The organism is Nonomuraea sp. NPDC049504, from assembly GCF_040676845.1.
GTDB lineage: Bacteria > Actinomycetota > Actinomycetes > Streptosporangiales > Streptosporangiaceae > Nonomuraea > Nonomuraea salmonea.
In genome coordinates this window covers 48,819-67,235 of record NZ_JBFAPT010000034.1, presented here as the reverse complement: position 1 = coordinate 67,235, position 18,417 = coordinate 48,819, and the positions used below count along the sequence as shown (strand labels likewise).

The following is an 18,417-nucleotide window of genomic DNA, read 5'->3' as shown; positions in this document are numbered from 1 at the left end:
GCCGCCGAAGCGCTTGCCATTCACCGCGAAGGAGCGATCAAAATGCTGTCGGGGAAACCGGCCGATGGTGACGCATATTTTAGCTGGGTGGACGATGGGTTCAAGGTCGACATCCTGCTCGATGGAATGTCGATGCAGCGGCCCTGGAAGTCGGCGACTCCATCATCACGTTGCCCACTGGTGAGCGGTACAGCGCCCTGCTCATCACGCTGGACCAGATATCGCGGATAATGGACCGCCATCAGCAGTCCGGCGAGAACCTTTCCGGCCGATACTTCGGTACGCCCGATCTGATTGTCGATGTCATCCGTGACATTGTGACTTCAGGAGACCTGCCGACCTGGTGTCCGAGAATTCGTGGAAACGATCAACTCGATTTGCTGGAGATGTAGGCTCGGACATGCGAATAGTCGGGCCATGAATGAAGAGTTGGTGGCGGAGCGCATGTCTGCCTTCGGCATGCGGTTCCTCGGTCTCAAGCGTGGAACGGGTATTCCTACCCGCCTTACAGGCGTCGTGACCTGTGCCGGCGGGAACGATGGGCGGCATGACCGTATTATCAGCCTGGAAGATGAGGACCGAGTCACCAGGTTCAATGCCGAATGGTATGAGCTGGCGACGGAATACAAGTTGTTGTCTGCTGACCGCCAGTTTCTGGTGGCGCTGACGCCGGCCATTGATCCGGTCTTCGCCCAGGCGCGTGAGGCGACTGATGACTGGGAAGATCCTGCTTGGTGGGAATACACGTGGGGGTTGGTGGAGCTGGAGGAGAGTTGGGATATCGCGGGAGCTGGTGCAGCGTCCGGCGTTCTCGGATCGACGTACGGTGAGCCCGCGTTTGTCATGTCCTCCCTGGATGGGTCGGTCTTTGTTGCGGGAACTCGATGGGAAGACAGTATCGGCGTTGCAGTCGTGCCCGAGCCTTACCGCTCCTCGACGCTTCGTAAACTGGCCCGTCGTAATCTTGACGTAGGCAGGATCACGGAGGAAGAGGAGAAGGACCTGCGGGTGTGGCTCGCCGTTGATCATTGAATGCATGACGTTCCCGAGCCGCCCTTCGTGAGCGGTACGGGTGGTGGCGGCGGGTTGAGCAGCATGGCCAGGCCGATCCAGGATGGTGCATTTCATGCAGCCCGCGTCCTCGGCGGCCAGGCGGCGCAGCAGGCCGCAGTCTCGCAGCGCTCCTGGCAGCTTGTAGCACCCGGGCACTGTCCCCGGCGCGGGCGGCCGCAGGCCCAGGTTGGACGGAGCGTCGAGCAACGCTGGTCGTCGGTCCATCACTGCCTCACTGGCGTATACGCGTTCGGTGGAGTTCATCCCCAGACGCCTCCGTCGGTGCGGGCGGCGTCGTGATCGAGCTCCGCGAGTCCGTCTACCGTACGTTCTCGGCCCGGCGTCGCGCTCTCGTCGTCATGCACGGCAGGGGCAGGTGCGGCGTCTCGGACGACGTCGATGGTCCAACCGGCGGCGACGGCGGTCATGCCCGCCACCACGGTCACCAGCGGCGCGGCGACGGACGCCACGGCCCCCGCCGTCAGCGGGACGTCCATCACGGTACGCCCCCGCGCGTCCTTGACGACGATCCGCCGCACATGTCCCTCGCGCAGCAGGGTCTTCAGCGTGCCGGCGACGCGATCTTCCCTGGCAGCCGTCATGGTGACGCCCTCCTTCTCGTCGTCCTGCCTCCAGCCTCGTACGAGCAGGCGGCGGCGGGGGAGGGCGGAAAGCCTCTGAGAACGGGGACCTTCGTCCCGACGCACCAGCGCCGCGACATCGTCGCCATCGAAGGGAACCCGCGCGGGAGGAGCAACCACATGTGATGGGGCGGCCTCGCCTGTGCGCACGGCCTCGAGACGAACGCGGCCCTACGGGCGGCCGGCCTTGTCCAGGTGCCGTTCGGGTGCGTCCGCGGCCGGGAGTGGCAGGCGGCGGATCGCGATGATGGCGGCGTCGTCGTGGAGATGCCCGCCCGTGTAGGTGAGGAGATCGTCGCGGAGCCGCTTCAGCAACCCTTGCGGAGTCTCCTGCGTCCACGAGCCCATCCGCTCAGCCAGCGGATAGAAGACGCCCGCCGCATCGCGGGCCTCGCTGACCCCGTCGGTGTAGAGCAGCAGGAGATCACCCTCCTCGAACCGGAACGAGCAGACGGAGGGCTGCTGGTCGCAGAGCTGTCCGAGGCCGAGGGGAGGCAGTGGAGGGTCGCACGTCAGCGGGGAGACGCGGCCATCGCGGACCAGCAGCGGCGGCGGGTGGCCGCAGCTCACCATGCCGAGCAAGGGCTCGTCATCGGCGATGTCCAGCGCGACCGCGGTGACGAAGCTCTCCTCGCCCTCCTGACTCTCCTCGGGAAACTGGTACGGGCTGAACTCGGCGCTGTCCTCCAGATCCGCGACGAGTTCGGCCAGGGGCAGGCCCCGGCGGGCGGCCTCGCGGAACGCGCCGACGAGTGCGGCGGCGTCGGCGATGGCGGGCAGGCCCTTGCCGCGGGCATCGCCGATGATGAGGCGGGTGGCGCGCTCGGTGCGTACGGCGCCGTACAGATCGCCGCCGATGCGGGCCTCGGCCGCGGCGGCGAGATAGACGCCGGCGATCCGGAGCGGGCCGAGCACCTCGGGCAGCGGCCGCAGCAGGGCCAGCTGCGCGGCCTCCGCCACCGAGCGCACCTGCGCCAGAACCCGTCGCTCCCGGTCCCTGACCAGGCAGAACAGCACCACGAACACGGAGACCACGACCATGGCGACCAGCTCCGCCCTCATGCCGTCAGTCCCCAGCGAGCCGTTACGGGTGCCGATCAACGTCTCGCCCGCGATAGCGAGCAGCGCTATCACGCCGGTGAACCACGCTCCGTCGAACGACGCCGTGATCGCGGGCGCCGCCACCAGCAGGGGGCCGAAGTGGAAGTGGCTCGGGGACAGCAGGTCCGCGGCCATGATCACCAAGATCATGCCCAGCGGGATGACGGCCAGCGCACGATTCCGCATCACCTGCCGCGCCCGCACATGTGGATGTCCCCCATATGCCACACCTTCTGTTTACAGGATGAAAAGTGGGCACTGAGCTGCATATAACAGGACTTGGGGGGCTACAGACAGTCCTTCTACCATCGCCGCATGAGGTGGGCGCAACTGGACCCAGACGCCGTCGGCGGCACCGTCCGCCGCCCCGAGTGACTGTGAACCGCAGGGCTTCCGCTGGCTGAGCCGCCACAGGGCGAAGACGATCCGGATCGACCAGGCGAACAGCAGCACACCGCCGTCATCGTCCCGGAACCGGACCCCGGCTGGCTCGACGCCCGCCTCCACGCCCGCTTCGACGCTCGCCTGGAAGCCATCGACCACCCCGCCCACGGGCTCGGCCTGCCCTGGAAAGCCGCGCTGTCCGAGGCCACCGCCTTCCAACCGGCGACCTTCCGGCCGGACAGCGTCACCCGCGCGGAGGTGACGCACCGCACATGGTCACACCGTCACAAAATCCGCATCAGCGACATCTCCCTGGATAGCGCGGCGACGCTCGCGCCACATCGCATGCCCAGAACGAAAAGGAAGTTCACCCATGAACGAATACCTGTCACAACTGAAGGTCGCCCTGATCACCGGCGCGAACAAGGGCATCGGCCGCGCCACAGCCGAACTGCTGGCCGCACAGGGGATGACCGTCCTGATCGGCGCTCGTGACCCGCATCGCGGCGAGGAGACCGCGGCGGCGATCGGTGCCACGGGAGGCGACGCGCACGCGATCGAACTGGACGTCACCAACCCGTCCACCGTCCAGGCAGCCGCCTCCTGGATCGGCGACCGCTTCGGCCGCCTGGACGTGCTGGTCAACAATGCCGGCATCACCGGATCAGGCCAGGCCGCGCCGCAGGACGCCCTCGACCGCATCCCCAGTGCCGTCGACGTGTAACTGGTCCGCGAGGTGTTCGACACCAACGTCCTCGGAGTGATCACCGTGACGAACGCGATGCTCCCGCTGCTGCGGCGATCCCCGGCCGCCCGGATCGTCAACCTCTCCAGCCACGCCGCTTCGCTGGCGCTGACCGCCGAGATCGATGGGCCCATGTCGGGGCTGCCCTCAGCGGCCTACTCGCCGTCCAAGACCGCGCTGAACGCGCTGACCCTGCAGTACGCCAACGAGCTGCGCAAGGAGAACATCCTGGTCAACGCCGCGGCCCCCGGTTACGTCGACACCGACATCAACGGCCACAGCGGCTTCCTCACCCCGGCGCAGGGCGCGGCCGTGGTGGTACGCCTGGCCACGCTCAGCGAAGGCGGCCCCACCGGCGGGTTCTTCAGCGACGACGGCCCACTGCCCTGGTAGCGATCAGGCAAGGGGGCGCGGTCGACCCTGAGAACGGTCCGGGTCAGTGTCCGCCGGAACATCGGCAGGAAGTCGACCAGGAACGCCCTCTCACTGCCACCGTCAACCCCGACCGCCCACCATTCCAACGTGATCGGAACCCACTCCTCCGCCCAGCCACAAGGCCGGCCGTCTGGCAGCGGCTGCATGATGTGCTGCTCGGTCGGTTGCGGGCCGCCGACGCACCCGACTTCTCCCGGGCTGCGGTGGACTCCTCGCAGATCAGAGCGTTGAAAGGGGGACACAGACCGGCCCGTCCCCGGTCGATCGGGGCGGGCTGGCAGCGAACATCACCTGATCACCTACGCCACCTTAGCCAACCGCAACGACGTCACCCAGGGGGGACGAGCCGCCCATGCGTAGGGGTCGGCGAACACCTCGACGCGCTCCCCGCGTGCCACGCGGAAGCGCCAGGGTTGCGTGCTGAGGACGGACGGCGCCTGCCCGGCCGCCACCAGCAGCCGCCGGACGCCGAGCTCGGTAGCGAGTGAAGCGGACATCACACACCTCCTGCCTCTGACGCCGCCCATCCGCTCCTGCCGAGGTGAGTGCCGCAGGGCTCTGCCGCCGTGCCGAACGTCCTTGCCGGCCGTTCCGGCGGTTCTGCGCAGGGCCGCCTGCGACGACGACCCGCCGGGGCACAGTACGCGACGTTCAGGGCGTCGCTGTGAGGAGGCGGGATGCCGTTGCGGTGGTCGCCTCCGAGTGGCTGATGGCGGACAGTTTGGTGGCCAGGTCGGTGAGGGCGCGGGCCATGGCTGCCTCGTCGCCGACCTCGGGGGCGGACGGGTCGCGGTGTGCGCGGCCCAGGCCGTCGACTCGTCCGCCTCCTCTGGTGATCAATACCGCGCGTACGGACGTGTCGTCTCCGTCCTCGGTGACGAAGACCTGCACGGTCCACTGCTTGCGGTCCATCGCCGTCACCACGAACGGCCCGGCACCGGCGAGCCGGCGAGCTCGCTGATGTCGCGTTGCGTGACGACGGCGAGTTTGTCGGCGAGGTCGGCCAGCGCGCGCGAGGCCGCCAGCTCGTCGCCGATCTCCGGCACCGACGGGTCGGTCGGGTTCCGCCGGGCGTGGCCTTCGCCTGTCAGGCGGTCCTCGCCGTCCCGGGTGGTCAGCACCGCTCGGGCGTACGTGGCGTCGCCCTCCTCGGTGAGGTGGATCTGTACGGTCCACTTCTTCGCTTCCATCGTCGCCCCCTTCATCGCGATGGGTGCATCTACCCCCATTCCACTCCTCCACCTGCCCATAGGACAGGGGCGAATGTCCCTATCTCGTCGTGACGTCCATCAGAGCATCAGGAGGAGGAGAAGGATCGTCACGGCCCCGAGCGCGCTGACCACGGGGTGACGGTCGAGCCAGGCCAGCGAGCGGTCGATGAGCGAGAACATGGTGGTGGGCGGTTCGGGGGCGAGCGTGCTGAGCGTCCTGACCCGGGCGACGAACGCGGGATCGCCGCGGGTGAGACGCCCCTCGATTCGAAGCAGACTGAGATGTTCCTGCCAGCTGAGCCGCATGCTCCTCACCACCGTTCGGGGGTTTCTGTCAGGATCGGCGGTAGGGCAGGCCGCCGGGTGGAGGCCAAAGTCCTTTCGGTGCGGGACCATGGTCCTCCGTCACGTACGGTGCCAGCGGATGCCGAGCACGGAGGCGGTCACCAGGACGGCGCCGGCGATCATCACGATGACGGAGCCGCCCACCGCGCCGCCGGTCCAGTGCCAGATCGCCTCCGGTACGGCGATGGTGAACCCGATGACGCCGGCCACGAGCAGCACCCAGGCGCGTTCCCGCCGGTACAGCAGCAGGCAGGCCACCGCGATGGCCGCCGTCATCGTGTACGCCCACACCGCCCCGGCATCCTGCTGCCCGCCGATCAGGGCGATGACCGCGCCGAGCCCCAGTCCGAGCGGCCGTTGCCCGATCACGCCGGCCAGCACCAGCGTCGTCCACACCACCCCCAGGACGACCAGCGACAGGCCGGCCGCCAGCGCAGAACCCCCGGTGAGGTCGTCGGCGAGCGACCCCACGGTCAGCGCGGCGAAGAACGCGCACGCCAGGGCAAGGGGCGCGGTGCGCGCCAAGGCGTACCCCAGCACGCCCACCAGCAGCCCTACGGCGCCCGCGATCGCGGAGACGTCCACGAGCTCGGCAGCGGCCAGCGCGGCCGTGACCGAGGCCAGCGCCACCGACACCGATCCGGTACGACTCCGCGCCGTGGCCGCACGCTCCCGCGACCGGGCGCCGGGGTCGGACGGCGGGGTGGCGCGCTCCCGCGACCGGGCGCCGAGCAGGATGATTCCGGCGGTCAGCAGCGCGACCGTGGCCGCCAGCAGGATCGCCATGTGCGCCACCTTCGACAGGTCAGCCCACGACGTGGCGACCAGGGAGAGGGCCCCGGCCAGCACCAGGCCGCCGCCGACGTACCCCGCCACCTCCGCCCAACGCGCCCGCGCCGGCGCCGCGCTCTCCCGGAGCGCCTCGCGCACGGCCATCGCCTGTTCGGCGGAGATCACGCCGTCGCGGACGAGCCGGGCCAGCGCTTCGTCGGGTGTGCCGGGCATCGGGCCCTCCTTCACGTGCGGCCACCTTGCCAAGGCTCCTGCCCCAGGTCGCACGGCACCCACCAGCAGCACGACGTCAGGACGTGTCGATGAGCCGATCGAAGGACAGACCGCTGGAGCCCTCGCCGCGGCCGAGCCCGCGGCGGGCGCTGAGCCAGACCGACACCCGGCCGTTGCGCCAGCGGGTGCGGTTGAAGGCCAGCGTCAGCAGGGTGCCGGACGGCGTCACCTCCTCCTCGTGCACGAAGTACGGCTGTCCGCCGTCGAGCCCTTCGCGCAGCAGGCTCGTACGAGGCCGCACCAGCCGCCCGTCCACGGCGTCCGGCATGGCGGCCCGCTGCAGCCGGATGGCCCGGTTGCTGCCGGGGACGTGGACGGGGATGAAGGGAATCCAGTTCTCCGGGACACTGCTCATCGCCTGGTAAGCGATGGGAGCGCGTGGCGGGTCCGCAGGAGGCACGGGACGGAACCGCTGCCGGTGCGCGAGGATCTCCGCGACGACCTCGCTGCCCCGCCGCCCTTCCCCGGTAGGCAGCCGGACGACCTTCTCCAGGCCCCACACCATGTTGGCGTTCTCGTCCCGGACGAGCGACACCTCCTCTAGGACCGGCCCCTCGGCGACCTTCGGAACGGTCGGCGGCAGGAACATGGAGGTGTCGGCCGCGACGTCCTGCGTGCCGATCGTGTCGAGGGTGAACATCGACCACCGCTGCCAGTCCTCGTCCTGCCCGGCGCCGGCCGGCGTGATCCACAGTCGTTGCCCGAAGACGTCGGTGACCGCGAGCCCGCGGATGGCGGCCAGCGTGCCGGCCGGCAGGTCGCAGGGCAGCTGGAGCCAGTCGTTGCTGTAGACGAGCGCGAACTCGAGGAAGATCAGCCGGGCCAGGTCCGTACGGTCGGGCTGGACGCCGGCGAAGTTGGTCCGCCCGTCCTCGACGGCCCACCAGCGTGGCAGCGGCATGCCGGAGTAGCGGACGGGCGCGGGGAAGACGGTCCGGTTGATGGGCTGGTGGGCGGGGGCCGTCCCGCCCAGGGGGCCGGCCGGGTCGACGGAGAACGCGTGCCAGTCGAGGTGCCCGCCGGGATACTCCTGCGCCGTCAGCACCTTCTCGCCGCCGGTGGACGCGGCGGCGATGGAGAAGCGGTGTTCGAGGCGGGAGGCGTCCCACGCGGAGTCGGCGCCAGGCTGGTCGAACAGCCCGTCGAACCAGCGGACGAGGTACGCGCCGAGATCGGCCAGCTGCGGGCGCACCAGGAGCGTGCCGGAGATGCCGTCCCAGGCGTTGCCGCCGCTCTTCAGGTGCCGGTAGAACGCGTACCCGTCCATGCGGCGGTCCGCGACGGCCTGCAGGTACGACCAGACCTCCGCGTGGGCGGCGCGGGAGCTGTCGGCGTCCGCGTCGGGGTCGGGCGCGGCGATCCGGTACTTACTGACGTAGTCGTCGCGCAGGTGCTGCACAGCCAGGTGCCGGCCGAGGAGCTTGAGCCAGCGCCGGCCGATGATCAGGCGTAGGTCGTAGGAGACGGGATCGGCTCCGGCCGCGAACGGCACGGCACGCCGTTCGGCCAGCGCCTCCAGCGGCCGGTCTCCTGGAAGGTCCTGGGCCGGGCCCGACCCGGCCCGGAAGCGGGAGGGGGTCGCGGTGGCGACGGAGTAGGTGGCGGTGACGGCCGTACCCGCGTCAGAGCCGCGGAACTCGCCGAGCTGCCACTGCCGGGTGAGCAGCCACAGCGGGTCGCGGACCTCGGCGCGCAGGGCGCGGTCGAACGCGGCGGTGCGCGGCCTGCCCTCGATCCTGTTCCACAGGCCGACGGTGGGGAAGGCGCGGTCGGTCAGCGCTTTGCGCAGGTCCTCGATGCGCGGCGGCTCAGCCATGGGACTTTCCTCGCAGGTTCGAGATCGCGAGATCGGTGCTGATGGTGATCGGCTGGCGGGTCGCCGACAGCACGGTCGCGGGGAGCAGGTGGGCGTAGGCGGTGTCGTCGAGGTGCCCTGGTTCCACGGCGCGCGTCCTGGCCAGGTCGAGGGTCTCGGTGATGGCGGCGATCACGTCGTCGCCGTTCCAGGTGCCCGTCCTGGCCGGCGGGGTGACGAGCAGCATCGCCTGCGGCGGCTCGGAGTCGGGATTGTCGTAGTGGAGGGCGATCGCGGTGGTCTCCTTGTCCGCCGGGATGACCTCGGTCCATTCGTCGAGCAGGAGCCCGCTGTGCAGGTTGCCGCCCAGCAGCGGTTCCGGCGCGTAGTGCGCGGTGAACAGCAGGCGGTCCTCATCGACCGTGGCGCCTGGCGCGAACGTCATGCCGAGCCAGGTGTCGTTCTGGCGGTAGGGGAGCTGGATGGGCACCAGCTCGGGTTCGTCCCAGCCGAGCAGGTCGCCGAGCAGGCCGCCGGGGCCGCGCAACGCGTCGGCGATGATCACGGCCTGCTCCCACAGCCGGGGCTTGTCCCGTACGCGGGCGATCCCGTGCAGCCAGTCGTCCACGGGGACGTCCCGCCTGGAGTCCTGCACCAGATGGCTCAGCAGCTTGCCGCTGTCGTTGCGGGCCTTCTTCCAGTCGGTGTGGAGCTGGGCGGGAGCGGTGAACTCGGGCACCACGAGGACGTCGTCGCCGAGCATGGCCCGCAGCGCGTCGGTCGCGGCGAGCGCGCGGTCGGAGCCGGTGACCGCTTCGTCGTAGGCGTCCAGGGCCTTGCCGGCGGCGGCGAGCCGCTCGACGACCTCGGCGTGCAGCGCCCGGGCGCGGGCCAGCAGGTCCGCGCCGAAGGCGACGGCCCGGTCGTGGAAGGGGGTCAGGTCGAGGCCGGTCCGGTCGAAGTCGGTCAGCGGCAGGAGCGCGGCGACGTCGGTGAGCAGCCCGCTGAGCGTCTTCTTCGTGGTCTTGGCGATGTTCCGCAACGCGGTCAGCCGGGTGTTGAAGGCCGAGCGCCTGGAGCCGACGATCGTGCGCAGCTGGGCGGGCGTGGCGGGGCGCGGCGTGGCCGGTCTGGTGGTGAGCAGCCATTCGGCGCGCTGCAGAAGGCGGAAGCGCTCGTCGGCCGTCGCCGAGGACGGCAGCCGGTCGTAGGCGGCGATCAGTTCGTCGGCCGCGGCGAGCGACTCGCCCATGCGGACGGCGGTCGCCGCCACCGCGTCCAGCACTTCGCGGAACATGATGCGCCGCCACAGCGTCATCTCGCCCCAGCCGCTGCGCACCATGCCGAACCCGCCGGCGGTGGAGATCAGGTTCGCGTACCCGGTCAGGAAGGTGTCGATGCCGTTGAGGACGGCCATGCGGTTCGGCTCGGCGGGCGCGGGCGGGAACAGCGGGGACAGGGTGGCGAGGTAGCCGGCGGTGTCCTGGCGCAGCCGGTCGAGCGACGTGCGCACGGCGGCGGGCCGGTTCCTCGGCAGATCGACGGCGGTGTCGATGGAGCGGTCGACGGGCTGCGCGCCCGCGGCGGGCAGCAGGTCCGTCGGCCGTAGCGGCCGTGAGGTGGTGATCAGCGAGCGCAGCGCGGTGACGAGCGGCGAGATCTCGAAGAAGGTCAGCTTGCCGGGCACCCGCTCGGTGTGGTGGATGGTCAGCTCGGCGTCGGGCCTGGGCTGGTCCTTGGCCACGACGACGGCGATGATGCGGTCGTCCAGGTCGGTCATCGCCGCGTCGTCCTTGGGCTTCACGCCCCACAGCAGGTCGATCGGCTGGAGTTCGAGGTCGAACTGGGTGACCGTGCGGCTGCGGGGCCGCTGGTCGACGGGGTCCGTCCAGCGGACCATGGCGGCCACCTGTCCCTGGGGCGGCAGCAGTTTGGGCAGCCAGGCGTTGATCGCCGGCTCGGCCTGGGCGCGGGGGCCGTTGCCGCGGAAGAGCCCTGACCCGTGCTCAGGTCCGAGCCCTGAGGTCAGCTTCAGGCCCAGCCGGTGGGTCAGCGTGACACCGCTGCGCGGGGTCCGCACCACGGCGGGATCGGGCGAGAACCCCTCCTTGGCGTACGCGTCGAGCGTCGCGCCCGCCCGCTCCGGATTGCCCGCCAGCGTCTGGTGGGCGGCCTCCGCCACGGCCAGGTCGGCCAGCGCGTCGTGGATGCCGAGCAGCCGCTGCACCTCCTCGTTCATCGCCTTCGCCTGGGCCTCGCTCGCGTCCGGCAGGCCGCTCGCGCCGAAGGGGTACTCGGGGAAGGCAGGCGGACGGGTGGCGCGCTGGACCAGCGCGAGGCCGTCGATGACCGAGCGGGCCTCGATGAGCTCGAGCGGGGTGCCGGGTTCTGCGTCGGACAGCTTGCCGGAGCGCAGCGGGAACTCCCCGCGCAGCGCCTCCAGGAAGACGTCCAGCTCGGCGTCGGGGTGGCGGTCGTGCAGGGCGCGTTCGAAGCGCCGGCCGAGCAGCGCGCCCAGCGACTGGCCCTGCCGCAGTCCGTCGAGGAGGTCGAGCGCCACGCGCACGCGATCGGAGCTGAGGTTGACCGAGAAGCAGGTCGGGTTCTCGGGCGAGCCGTTGGCGATGTAGCCGGCGCGCAGCACGGCGGCGGTGGTGGCCTGGGCGGGCGACGGGGCATGGATGTATCCGCCGTTGGCGGCGTCGTGCATCAGCGGCGCCGATCCCGCCGGCTGGAACAGCGTGGCGAGGCCGCCGGTCAGCTGCACGGGGGTGAGCGCCTTGTCGCGCGGCCGGACGTCCTCCAGCCATCCGTACGCGCCCAGGTGCACGCCGCGCTGGGCGGGGGAGCCGCCGTCGGGGCCGTAGCGCAGCTCGAAGAGCCGCTCGTTGACGAGCCCGAGCCGCCAGGCGTCCAGCCGGTACGTGGCGCAGTCGAGATGCTCGGCCACGACCCGTTCGAGCCGCGCGGTGGGCACGTCCGCCAGCACGTCGAGCGCCGCCACCTGCTCGGCCAGCTCCCTGGTCGCCGGGTCCGCGGCGGCGAGCGCGCCGGGGAGGAAGTCGACGACCAGCGTGTCAGGATCGCCGGTGATGTCCTGGTCCGGCGCGTACAGCTGGCGGAAGCGGCTCTCGCTCCGCGGGGCCGACTTCTTGATGTGGATGAACGGCGGATCAGCGGCGTGGACGGTCTCGCCCTCGGCGGCGGCGAGCTTGCGCGCGGCGTCCTCCCAGCCGAGCAGGACGGCGTGCCGGAGCAGCAGGTAGAGCAGCGCGGCCGGGCGCCGGTCGTCGGCGAAGCCCTGCTCCAGACGGATGTCCTCCAGGTCGGTGCCCGCGAGGTCGGCCAGCCACCGCAGGTAGTTGCGGCCGTCCTCGAGGTAGCCGCGCACCGGCTGGGTCTCCGACGGCGGCCGGTCGTCGATGAGCGGGCCGAGCAGCGGATACTGCTCCTCGACGAACAGCCGCCTGATCAGGTCGGGGTCGGGCGCCGACGCGCCCGCATGGCCCAGCCTGCGCAGCAGGTCGCGGATCGGCTGCGGCATGTTCAGCTCGCTCAGCGCGGGGACGACCTGGGGGCCGTTGCCGCTGAAGTTCTCGCGGTTGTAGACGTCCTCGACGCTTTGGGCGTAGCGCTGGAAGTACTCGGCGGACGTCGGGTGCAGGGCCAGGATGTCCAGCAGCGTCTGGTGCGGGTCGGTGACGGGCCCGTGCGGGCCGGGGAACGCGCCGAGGTGCGGCACGTCCTGCGCGGCGGCCCGCCAGTCCTCGGCCGCGGCGGTCAGCAGGGCGTTGAGCCCGCGCCGGTGCGTCGCCGTCGCGGGCCAGGCCATCCGGGAGAACGCGGTCGTCGGCAGGATGCCGTACGGCTGCCGCCCGATCTTCACCGCGGGCAGCGGGCCGCGCCCGGAGACGTACCGGACGAAGAAGTCGCGCGTCTCGCTCACCACCTGCGGCGGGATGATGGGGTGCAGCATGGTCCGGAGGTACGAGCCCCAGGTCGCGGGCCACAGGGCGATGTTCGCGGCGCGGGCCTCCCGCTGGTCGGTGCCGTCGGCGTTGGCCGCGCCCGCGAGTGCGGCGGGGTCGATGCCTAGGAGCTCGGCCAGCCACTGGCCGTCGGTCTTGTCCGTCCAGCCGGCGGTCGCGATGACGGCGGCGCGCCGCACGGCGTCGGCCTCCTCCGCGACGTCCTGACCGGCGTTGGCCTGTTCGCTGTTGTTGGTGGGGGTGCCCTGGGGCAGCAGGGCGAAGCCGGTGGAGCCGCGCAGGTGGCGGGTGATCAGGTCGCCGAGGTCGGTGGCGGTCTGCTGAGGCGTGGTGCTCTCCCGTACGCCGAAGACGATCAGCCGGTCGAGCCCGCCGCGGAAGTCGTCACGCAGCGGGATCCTGATCCCCATGCCCACCGCGATCGCGGCGTCGAAGTCGGTCAGCCAGAGCAGGTCGGCGGGGACGTGAAGCTGGCCGGTCACCTCGTTGACCTTCGGTTTGTCGGCGGACGACGGGTCGGGGCTCACGGTCAGCGCGGCGGGGATCGGCCCGCCGAGCTCGGAGAAGACCGTCTCGCCGCCCGCCTGCCCGATGAAGGTGAACCGGTCGGGGAGCAGGCGCGCCTTCGCCGCCTGCGTCCACGATCGGGCGGCGACGTCCGCCGGGGGAGGGGCGGGCAGCACGAGGAAGGCGACCAGGACGGCGTCCCCCGGCGGGTCGTCGATGCCGATCGGGCGGCGGCGCCGGATCGTCTCGGCGCGCGTGGCGCCCACGGACGCCAGCAGGGCGGTCTCGGCGGCGAGGAGTTGCACCCGATCGCCGCGTGCCCGCCAGACCGCGCTCCAGTACGTGATCGTCGGCTGCCGGTCACCGGCCGCGACCGGCGCGGGGGTGACGACGACGAGCACGGTCGTGCCGGGCTGCACCCCGGCGGGCTGCTCGGCGGGATTGGCCGGCCCGCGTGACTGCACCAGCCAGCCGGCGCGGCCCGCCGGAATCCGCCCGGTCAGCTCGTGCCAGGCGGCGTTCTCGACCGCCGGATCGCCTCCGGCCCGCCACACGGCGATCCAGTAGGCGTCGACCGCGGCGACCTCCGCCGTCGAGGGACGCGGCTCGAACGCGTCGATCGACCACTCGTCGGGGAACACCCGGATGAGCAGCTCGGTCGCGGTGAAGCGCGTCTCGATCCTGACCGGCCCGAGAAGGAGCGGGAAGTCGTCACTGAGCGTCAGCGCCGCGCGCGGGTCGGACAGCGGGCCGGACAGCGGGCCGGACAGCGGGTCGGGCAGGGTCACGGCAGCATCTCCTGAGCGTGTACAGCCATCAGCACCGGCGCCTGGAACAGGATGTACGCGACATCCGCCGAGCTCAGCGCCCCGTGCCAGAGCGGCAGGGACAGATCCTCGACGTGCTGGAGGCGTTTCTCCTCATCCGCCACCGGGTCGTCGAACTCCTGCAGCACGACCGGCGCGGTGGCCTCGTCGAGCTGGATGAACCCGGTCCCGTTCGGGTCGAGGTCGGGCCACGCCAGGTCGTTCCACACCTCCACCCGCGACGGCTGCTCGGCGGGGGCGACGTCCACGCCGAACCGGGGCTCTCCAGGGCGTTCCTTGATGACGAAGAACCAGCCCGCGCTGCCCGGGGCCGGCTCGCCCTTCGCCGCCTTGGCCGTGAGGTCGAAGCCGAGCAGATAGATGTCGGGGTCGATCTTGGCCTCGTACAGCGGCAGCCGGATCTCGTCGAGCGACGGGTTCGCCGGGTCGACCGGCTCGACGGGCACCCGCTCCTTCGTCGGATCGGGCTGGGCGTCGCTGGGCTCCCATCGCGCCCGGTGGGCGTAGATCGCCGCGTTCGGGTACTTCTTCAGCAGCTCGCCGCGGATGACCAGCACCAGCTCCTCTTCCGCCCCGCCCTTGTCCCGGTGGTCGTGGTCGCCGAGCTTCGACCGCCTGGTCCAGGTCGCGATCGGCGGGATGTCGTACAGCCGTTCGCGGCGCTGCTCGGGCGTCTCGCCCTGGAGCGGCCGCACCGCGCGGACGTCCCAGAACTGCCGGAACGGGGTGCCGCGCTGGTCGGTGGGGTATTCGCGCCACAGCAGCTCGCGGGCCATCTCGTGGTTGAGCCCGACCATGTACGACTCGATGAACTCCTGGTTCGTTTCCAGCAGGCTGATCGAGTTCGGCGGCACCTTGTGCAGGTTCGGCACGAACAGGTCCACCGACTGATCGACCAGCGCCTGGTACATGGGCAGGTCGAAGACGGGATAGGCCATCGCCTCCAGGAACCGTTCGGCGAACGGCGCGAGCCGCTCCGGCAGCCGCACCGAGCTGAGCAGCCGCTGGGGCACGGTCTCGTCGGCGCGCAGGCCGGTCAGCATGGCGTCCGTGGCGTCGGGGACGTCGAGCTTGGCGCGTTCGCCGGCCTTGCCGCCCAGGGCGGCCTCGTCCCACGCCTCGTACAGCTCTCTGAGCGCCTTCTTGAAGTCCACCGCCTCGGCGCTGTCCGGGCCGCCCGGGGAGGGGACGAACGAGTCGCCGGGCATCGTCAGGACGAAGTTGCTGCTCGTGGGGAGCCGGTCCACGGGGTGGGTAGATTCCGCCACGGCGGGGCCGGGCGGATGGAGGTGCAGGTCGAGCTGGGCCGGGGTGACGACGGCGGCGGGCCGCGTCTTGGGCGGGGCCGCGGTGACGCCGCCGGTGTCCTCGTCCATCCTCGGCACGAGCGCCTCCGGCGGCAGCTCCGCGCTGAACGGCAGCGCGCGCATCAGTCGCGAGCCAGGCCGGGTGATGCGGCGCATCGGTGCCGACACCGGCGCGGACGTGACCCGGCTCTCCGCCACCCGGAACCCGACGGCGAGGCCCTCCACTATCGAGGTCGCGGCGGCGAGGCCGGAGGCCGCCGCGGGCGTGACCACCCGGGAATGGGCCGGGGCGGTGAGGATGAGCGACCTGCCGGACGGCGCCGCCTGCGCGCGCAGAGCAGTGGGCGGCGGCACCAGATGCTTGCCGTGCAGCGTCTCGCCCACCTCCCTGGCGACCTGCGCGGCCCGGATCCTGGCGTTGGCCGCCAGGACCTCCCCGACCTGCGCCCACGCCGCCGCCATGAACTCCTCCTGACGTTTCCGGACGACCTGCGCGCCCAGGTTCGCCGCCACCCGGAACCGGGGGTCGAGGTTGAGCCGGTGCACCCAGTTGCGATCGTCCGCGATCGGGGTGCCGTCACGCTCGGTGAGCAGCCGGGAAGCCGGCGCGTGCCAGCGGCCGTACAAAGGTGGCGTGATGACGGGGTCGGGTCCGGTGGCTTCGGCGGCCAGAGCGTTGTGTGCCGAGACCGGGTCCTGCACCAGGTAGTCGTCGGCGAGGTTGATCAGTTTGGCCAGCGCCTGCTGGAAGGGGTGCGGATAGGTGAAGCCGAGCTCTCGCAGGTCGTCCCACTTGTCGTAGAGGTCCTCCGGCCGCTCGGGCACCCGCAGGGCGCCGCCCAGCTTCAGCACCCCGCCCAGCTCCGCCGGCACGGTGATGCCCGGCAGCCCGGCCCCGGGCGGCCGGTGCACGTCGAGGTCGCGGCGGCCGACGCTCTCGTCCAGCGGCTCCTTCGGCACGAGCAGCCGTACGAGGTACTCGAAGTCGCCGGCGCTGCCGGTGGAGAAGAACCACCGGTGGTAGTACGGCAGGTCGCCCGCCGCCTCCTGCCCCGGGTACGCCTGGCCCCACGCCGGGTGCAGAGCGCCGGGCGCACGCGCCGGATCCAGCCCGAGGCCGGCGAGCCGTCCCGTCTCGAACGCCGGCACCAGGAACGCGTGGTAGGCGGTGTTCGGTTCGAGGCGTCGCGGGCAGATCAGCCGGGAGCAGGCCCGGTCGGCGTTGACGCCGAGGACCCGCCGCAGTGCGGGCAGGACCCTGGCCATGTCGTCGGAGGCCACCGGCGTGTCGAGCGAGCCGTCCACGTGGACGTGCGCCCACGCCCCCAGCTGCGCGGGCGGCGGCAGCGCGGCCGGTTCGGTGACCGTGATGAACGGCAGTGGCCGGCCCGTCGCGGTGCCGTCCTTGAACTCGGCGCCGTCCACCGCCGCCGAGTCCTCCCCACCGGCGAGCACGATCAGCGCCAGCCAGGGCCGCAGCCGCTTGGTGGCGGCGTCGGGCGCGGCCGGGCTGTAGCGCCAGGGGAAGTCCTCGTCGTAGAACTCGATGTGCGCGAGGTAGTTGGGCTCGACGTTGGTGATCCACGACCGCGGCTCGGTACGGGAGACCGCCCGCGGATCCACGCCGACGACGTCCCCGGGACCGTAGATCTGCACGGTCCGCGACACGTCGCGGCTGATCGGGGCCGCCGAGCCGATCGCCTCGCCGCTCACCCGCAGCGTGACCGGGATGGTGGCGCGTGACGTGTCGACCGGGTCGGTGGTGATCCTGGTGGCGATGCCGGACCTGAGCCAGGGCAGAAAGGTGTAGGCGTTGTCGGTCATGGGGCGCCTTCGAGGTCGAAGATCTCCGCGCTCGCGGTCAGCTCCTGCGTACCGGGCTGCGCGGCGGCGATCCCGGACCGGACGACTCCGCCGGCCACCAGCACGAGCGTGCCGGACAGCGGTGCCGCCGCGAACGCCCACCGGCCCGTCGCCAGCCCGCCCGCCGGCGACCAGCTGCGGGTGGCGGCGTCGTAGACGGCGGCGCTGGCGAAGCCGACGTCGTTCTGGGCGTTGTCGCCGCCGCCGACCACCAGCACCTTGCCCGAGCCGAGCGGGACCGCGCGGTGCAGCGCGCGCCCGCCCGGCAGGTCCTGCACGGGGGTCCATGTCCCGGTGTCCTGGACGTACAGCTCGGCGCCCGCCCGGCTGAACGGGTCGAACGTGCCGTCGCCCGGCCCGCCCGGCGCGCGCCCGCCGGTGACCAGCGCGCTCGCGCCGCCGGACAGCGCCGTGGCCTGGTGCCAGGCGCGGGGCGCGAGCAGCGCGCCGGTCGGCGTCCAGGTCTCGTCGGCCGGGTTGTAGAGCTCGCAGTAGGACAGGGCGGCGTCCTCGTCGCGGGCGATCGGCACGGTGCCCCCGGCGATCAGGACCCGGCCGTTCGCGAGGACCACCGCCGGGTGCCCGCTGCGGGCGTCGGTCATGTCGGTGGTCTCGGTCCAGGTTCCCTCGTCCGGGTCGTACAGCTCGGCCGTGCGCAGCGCCCTCACCGACTGCCCAGAACGGAGCGTCGTGCCGCCGGCGACCAGGACCTTGCCGTCGACCAGGACGGCGCTGTGGCCCCATCGGGCGCCCTTCATCGCTCCGGTGCTGGTCCACTCCCCGGACTCCGGGTCGTAGATCTCCGCTGCGGCCAGGCCGGGCGCGGGGAACTGCGCCGACCCGCTGATGCCTCCGGCGACCAGCACCTTGCCGTCGGGCAGCTGGGTCGTGGTGTGCAGCCGCCGGGGTGTGCGCAGGGATCCGGTGGCCGACCAGGTGCCGTCCTCGGGGTCGTAGAGCGCGGCCTGCCCGAGGGCGGCGGACGCGCCGTCCGCGCCGCCCGCAACGAGGACCTTGCCGGTGCCGAGCACGATCGCGCCGTCGTGCTGGCCGTACCATGCGGCGGCGGCCGGCAGCGCGCCGGTGTCGCGCCATTTCCCGGTGGCCGCCAAGATTGTGCTGGTCATGGCTGGCAGACCCTTCGTCGTC

14 protein-coding genes and 2 pseudogenes are annotated in these 18,417 nt (G+C 71.7%); 4 read left to right on the top strand and 12 right to left on the bottom strand.

Translation table 11 applies throughout. From position 1 onward, the window contains the following. The first annotated feature begins 170 nt into the window (after window positions 1-170). On the top strand, window positions 171-392 hold the full coding sequence (locus tag AB0K28_RS43755) for a hypothetical protein (RefSeq protein WP_364382341.1): 222 nt from the start codon (window positions 171-173) through the stop codon (window positions 390-392). Between the two features lie 25 nt (window positions 393-417). Next, window positions 418-1,032 (top strand): hypothetical protein, encoded by a 615-nt coding sequence (locus AB0K28_RS43750; RefSeq protein WP_364382338.1) that lies wholly within the window; start codon window positions 418-420, stop codon window positions 1,030-1,032. A gap of 281 nt (window positions 1,033-1,313) precedes the next feature. Here the strand turns inward: AB0K28_RS43750 and AB0K28_RS43745 are convergent, their stop codons facing one another. The 3 genes from AB0K28_RS43745 to AB0K28_RS43735 all read right to left on the bottom strand — a co-directional run bounded on the left by AB0K28_RS43745 (window position 1,314) and on the right by AB0K28_RS43735 (window position 3,398). Next, the gene (locus AB0K28_RS43745; RefSeq protein ID WP_364382335.1) at window positions 1,314-1,655 is read right to left on the bottom strand and encodes a DUF4342 domain-containing protein; all 342 of its coding nucleotides are present in this window, start codon (window positions 1,653-1,655) and stop codon (window positions 1,314-1,316) included. A gap of 210 nt (window positions 1,656-1,865) precedes the next feature. After that, window positions 1,866-2,981 carry a PP2C family protein-serine/threonine phosphatase gene (locus AB0K28_RS43740; protein WP_364382332.1) on the bottom strand — a complete coding sequence of 372 codons (1,116 nt, stop codon included), beginning with the start codon at window positions 2,979-2,981 and terminating at the stop codon, window positions 1,866-1,868. A gap of 51 nt (window positions 2,982-3,032) precedes the next feature. Further along, the gene (locus tag AB0K28_RS43735; protein WP_364382329.1) at window positions 3,033-3,398 is read right to left on the bottom strand and encodes a hypothetical protein; all 366 of its coding nucleotides are present in this window, start codon (window positions 3,396-3,398) and stop codon (window positions 3,033-3,035) included. A 154-nt stretch (window positions 3,399-3,552) separates the two neighbouring features. Between AB0K28_RS43735 and AB0K28_RS43730 the strand changes: the two are divergent. Beyond that, window positions 3,553-4,317, top strand: a pseudogene (locus AB0K28_RS43730) (SDR family oxidoreductase). A gap of 170 nt (window positions 4,318-4,487) precedes the next feature. Next, a pseudogene (locus tag AB0K28_RS43725) lies at window positions 4,488-4,665 on the top strand (IS5/IS1182 family transposase); the annotation flags it as partial. Here AB0K28_RS43725 and AB0K28_RS43720 read toward each other — a convergent pair. From AB0K28_RS43720 to AB0K28_RS43680, 9 genes are all read right to left on the bottom strand, one after another. Continuing rightward, a complete protein-coding gene (locus AB0K28_RS43720; protein WP_364382326.1) occupies window positions 4,659-4,856 on the bottom strand; it encodes a hypothetical protein in 198 nt (65 codons plus the stop codon). The pseudogene AB0K28_RS43725 and the gene AB0K28_RS43720 sit on opposite strands and share 7 nt — an antisense overlap. Window positions 4,857-5,010: 154 nt before the next feature. Then, entirely contained in the window at window positions 5,011-5,271 is a 261-nt protein-coding gene (locus tag AB0K28_RS43715; RefSeq protein WP_364382323.1) for a dsRBD fold-containing protein, read from the bottom strand. 5 nt (window positions 5,272-5,276) lie between these two features. Continuing rightward, window positions 5,277-5,549, bottom strand: a complete 273-nt coding sequence (locus AB0K28_RS43710; protein ID WP_345408724.1) for a DUF1876 domain-containing protein — start codon at window positions 5,547-5,549, stop codon at window positions 5,277-5,279. 99 nt (window positions 5,550-5,648) lie between these two features. Then, the gene (locus AB0K28_RS43705) at window positions 5,649-5,876 is read right to left on the bottom strand and encodes a hypothetical protein (RefSeq protein ID WP_364382320.1); all 228 of its coding nucleotides are present in this window, start codon (window positions 5,874-5,876) and stop codon (window positions 5,649-5,651) included. A 99-nt stretch (window positions 5,877-5,975) separates the two neighbouring features. After that, window positions 5,976-6,920, bottom strand: coding sequence for a DUF2157 domain-containing protein (locus AB0K28_RS43700; protein ID WP_364382317.1), 945 nt, complete (start codon window positions 6,918-6,920; stop codon window positions 5,976-5,978). Between the two features lie 76 nt (window positions 6,921-6,996). Next, a complete protein-coding gene (locus AB0K28_RS43695) occupies window positions 6,997-8,796 on the bottom strand; it encodes a hypothetical protein (RefSeq protein ID WP_364382314.1) in 1,800 nt (599 codons plus the stop codon). Next, entirely contained in the window at window positions 8,789-14,059 is a 5,271-nt protein-coding gene (locus tag AB0K28_RS43690) for a hypothetical protein (RefSeq protein WP_364382311.1), read from the bottom strand. The genes AB0K28_RS43695 and AB0K28_RS43690 overlap by 8 nt, the downstream gene beginning before the upstream one ends. Further along, window positions 14,056-17,229: a hypothetical protein gene (locus tag AB0K28_RS43685; protein WP_364382308.1), complete on the bottom strand. Its 3,174-nt coding sequence runs from the start codon at window positions 17,227-17,229 to the stop codon at window positions 14,056-14,058. Before AB0K28_RS43685 ends, AB0K28_RS43690 begins: the two co-directional genes overlap by 4 nt. After that, window positions 17,226-18,395, bottom strand: coding sequence for a kelch repeat-containing protein (locus tag AB0K28_RS43680; RefSeq protein WP_364382305.1), 1,170 nt, complete (start codon window positions 18,393-18,395; stop codon window positions 17,226-17,228). The genes AB0K28_RS43685 and AB0K28_RS43680 overlap by 4 nt, the downstream gene beginning before the upstream one ends. Window positions 18,396-18,417: the final 22 nt, after the last annotated feature.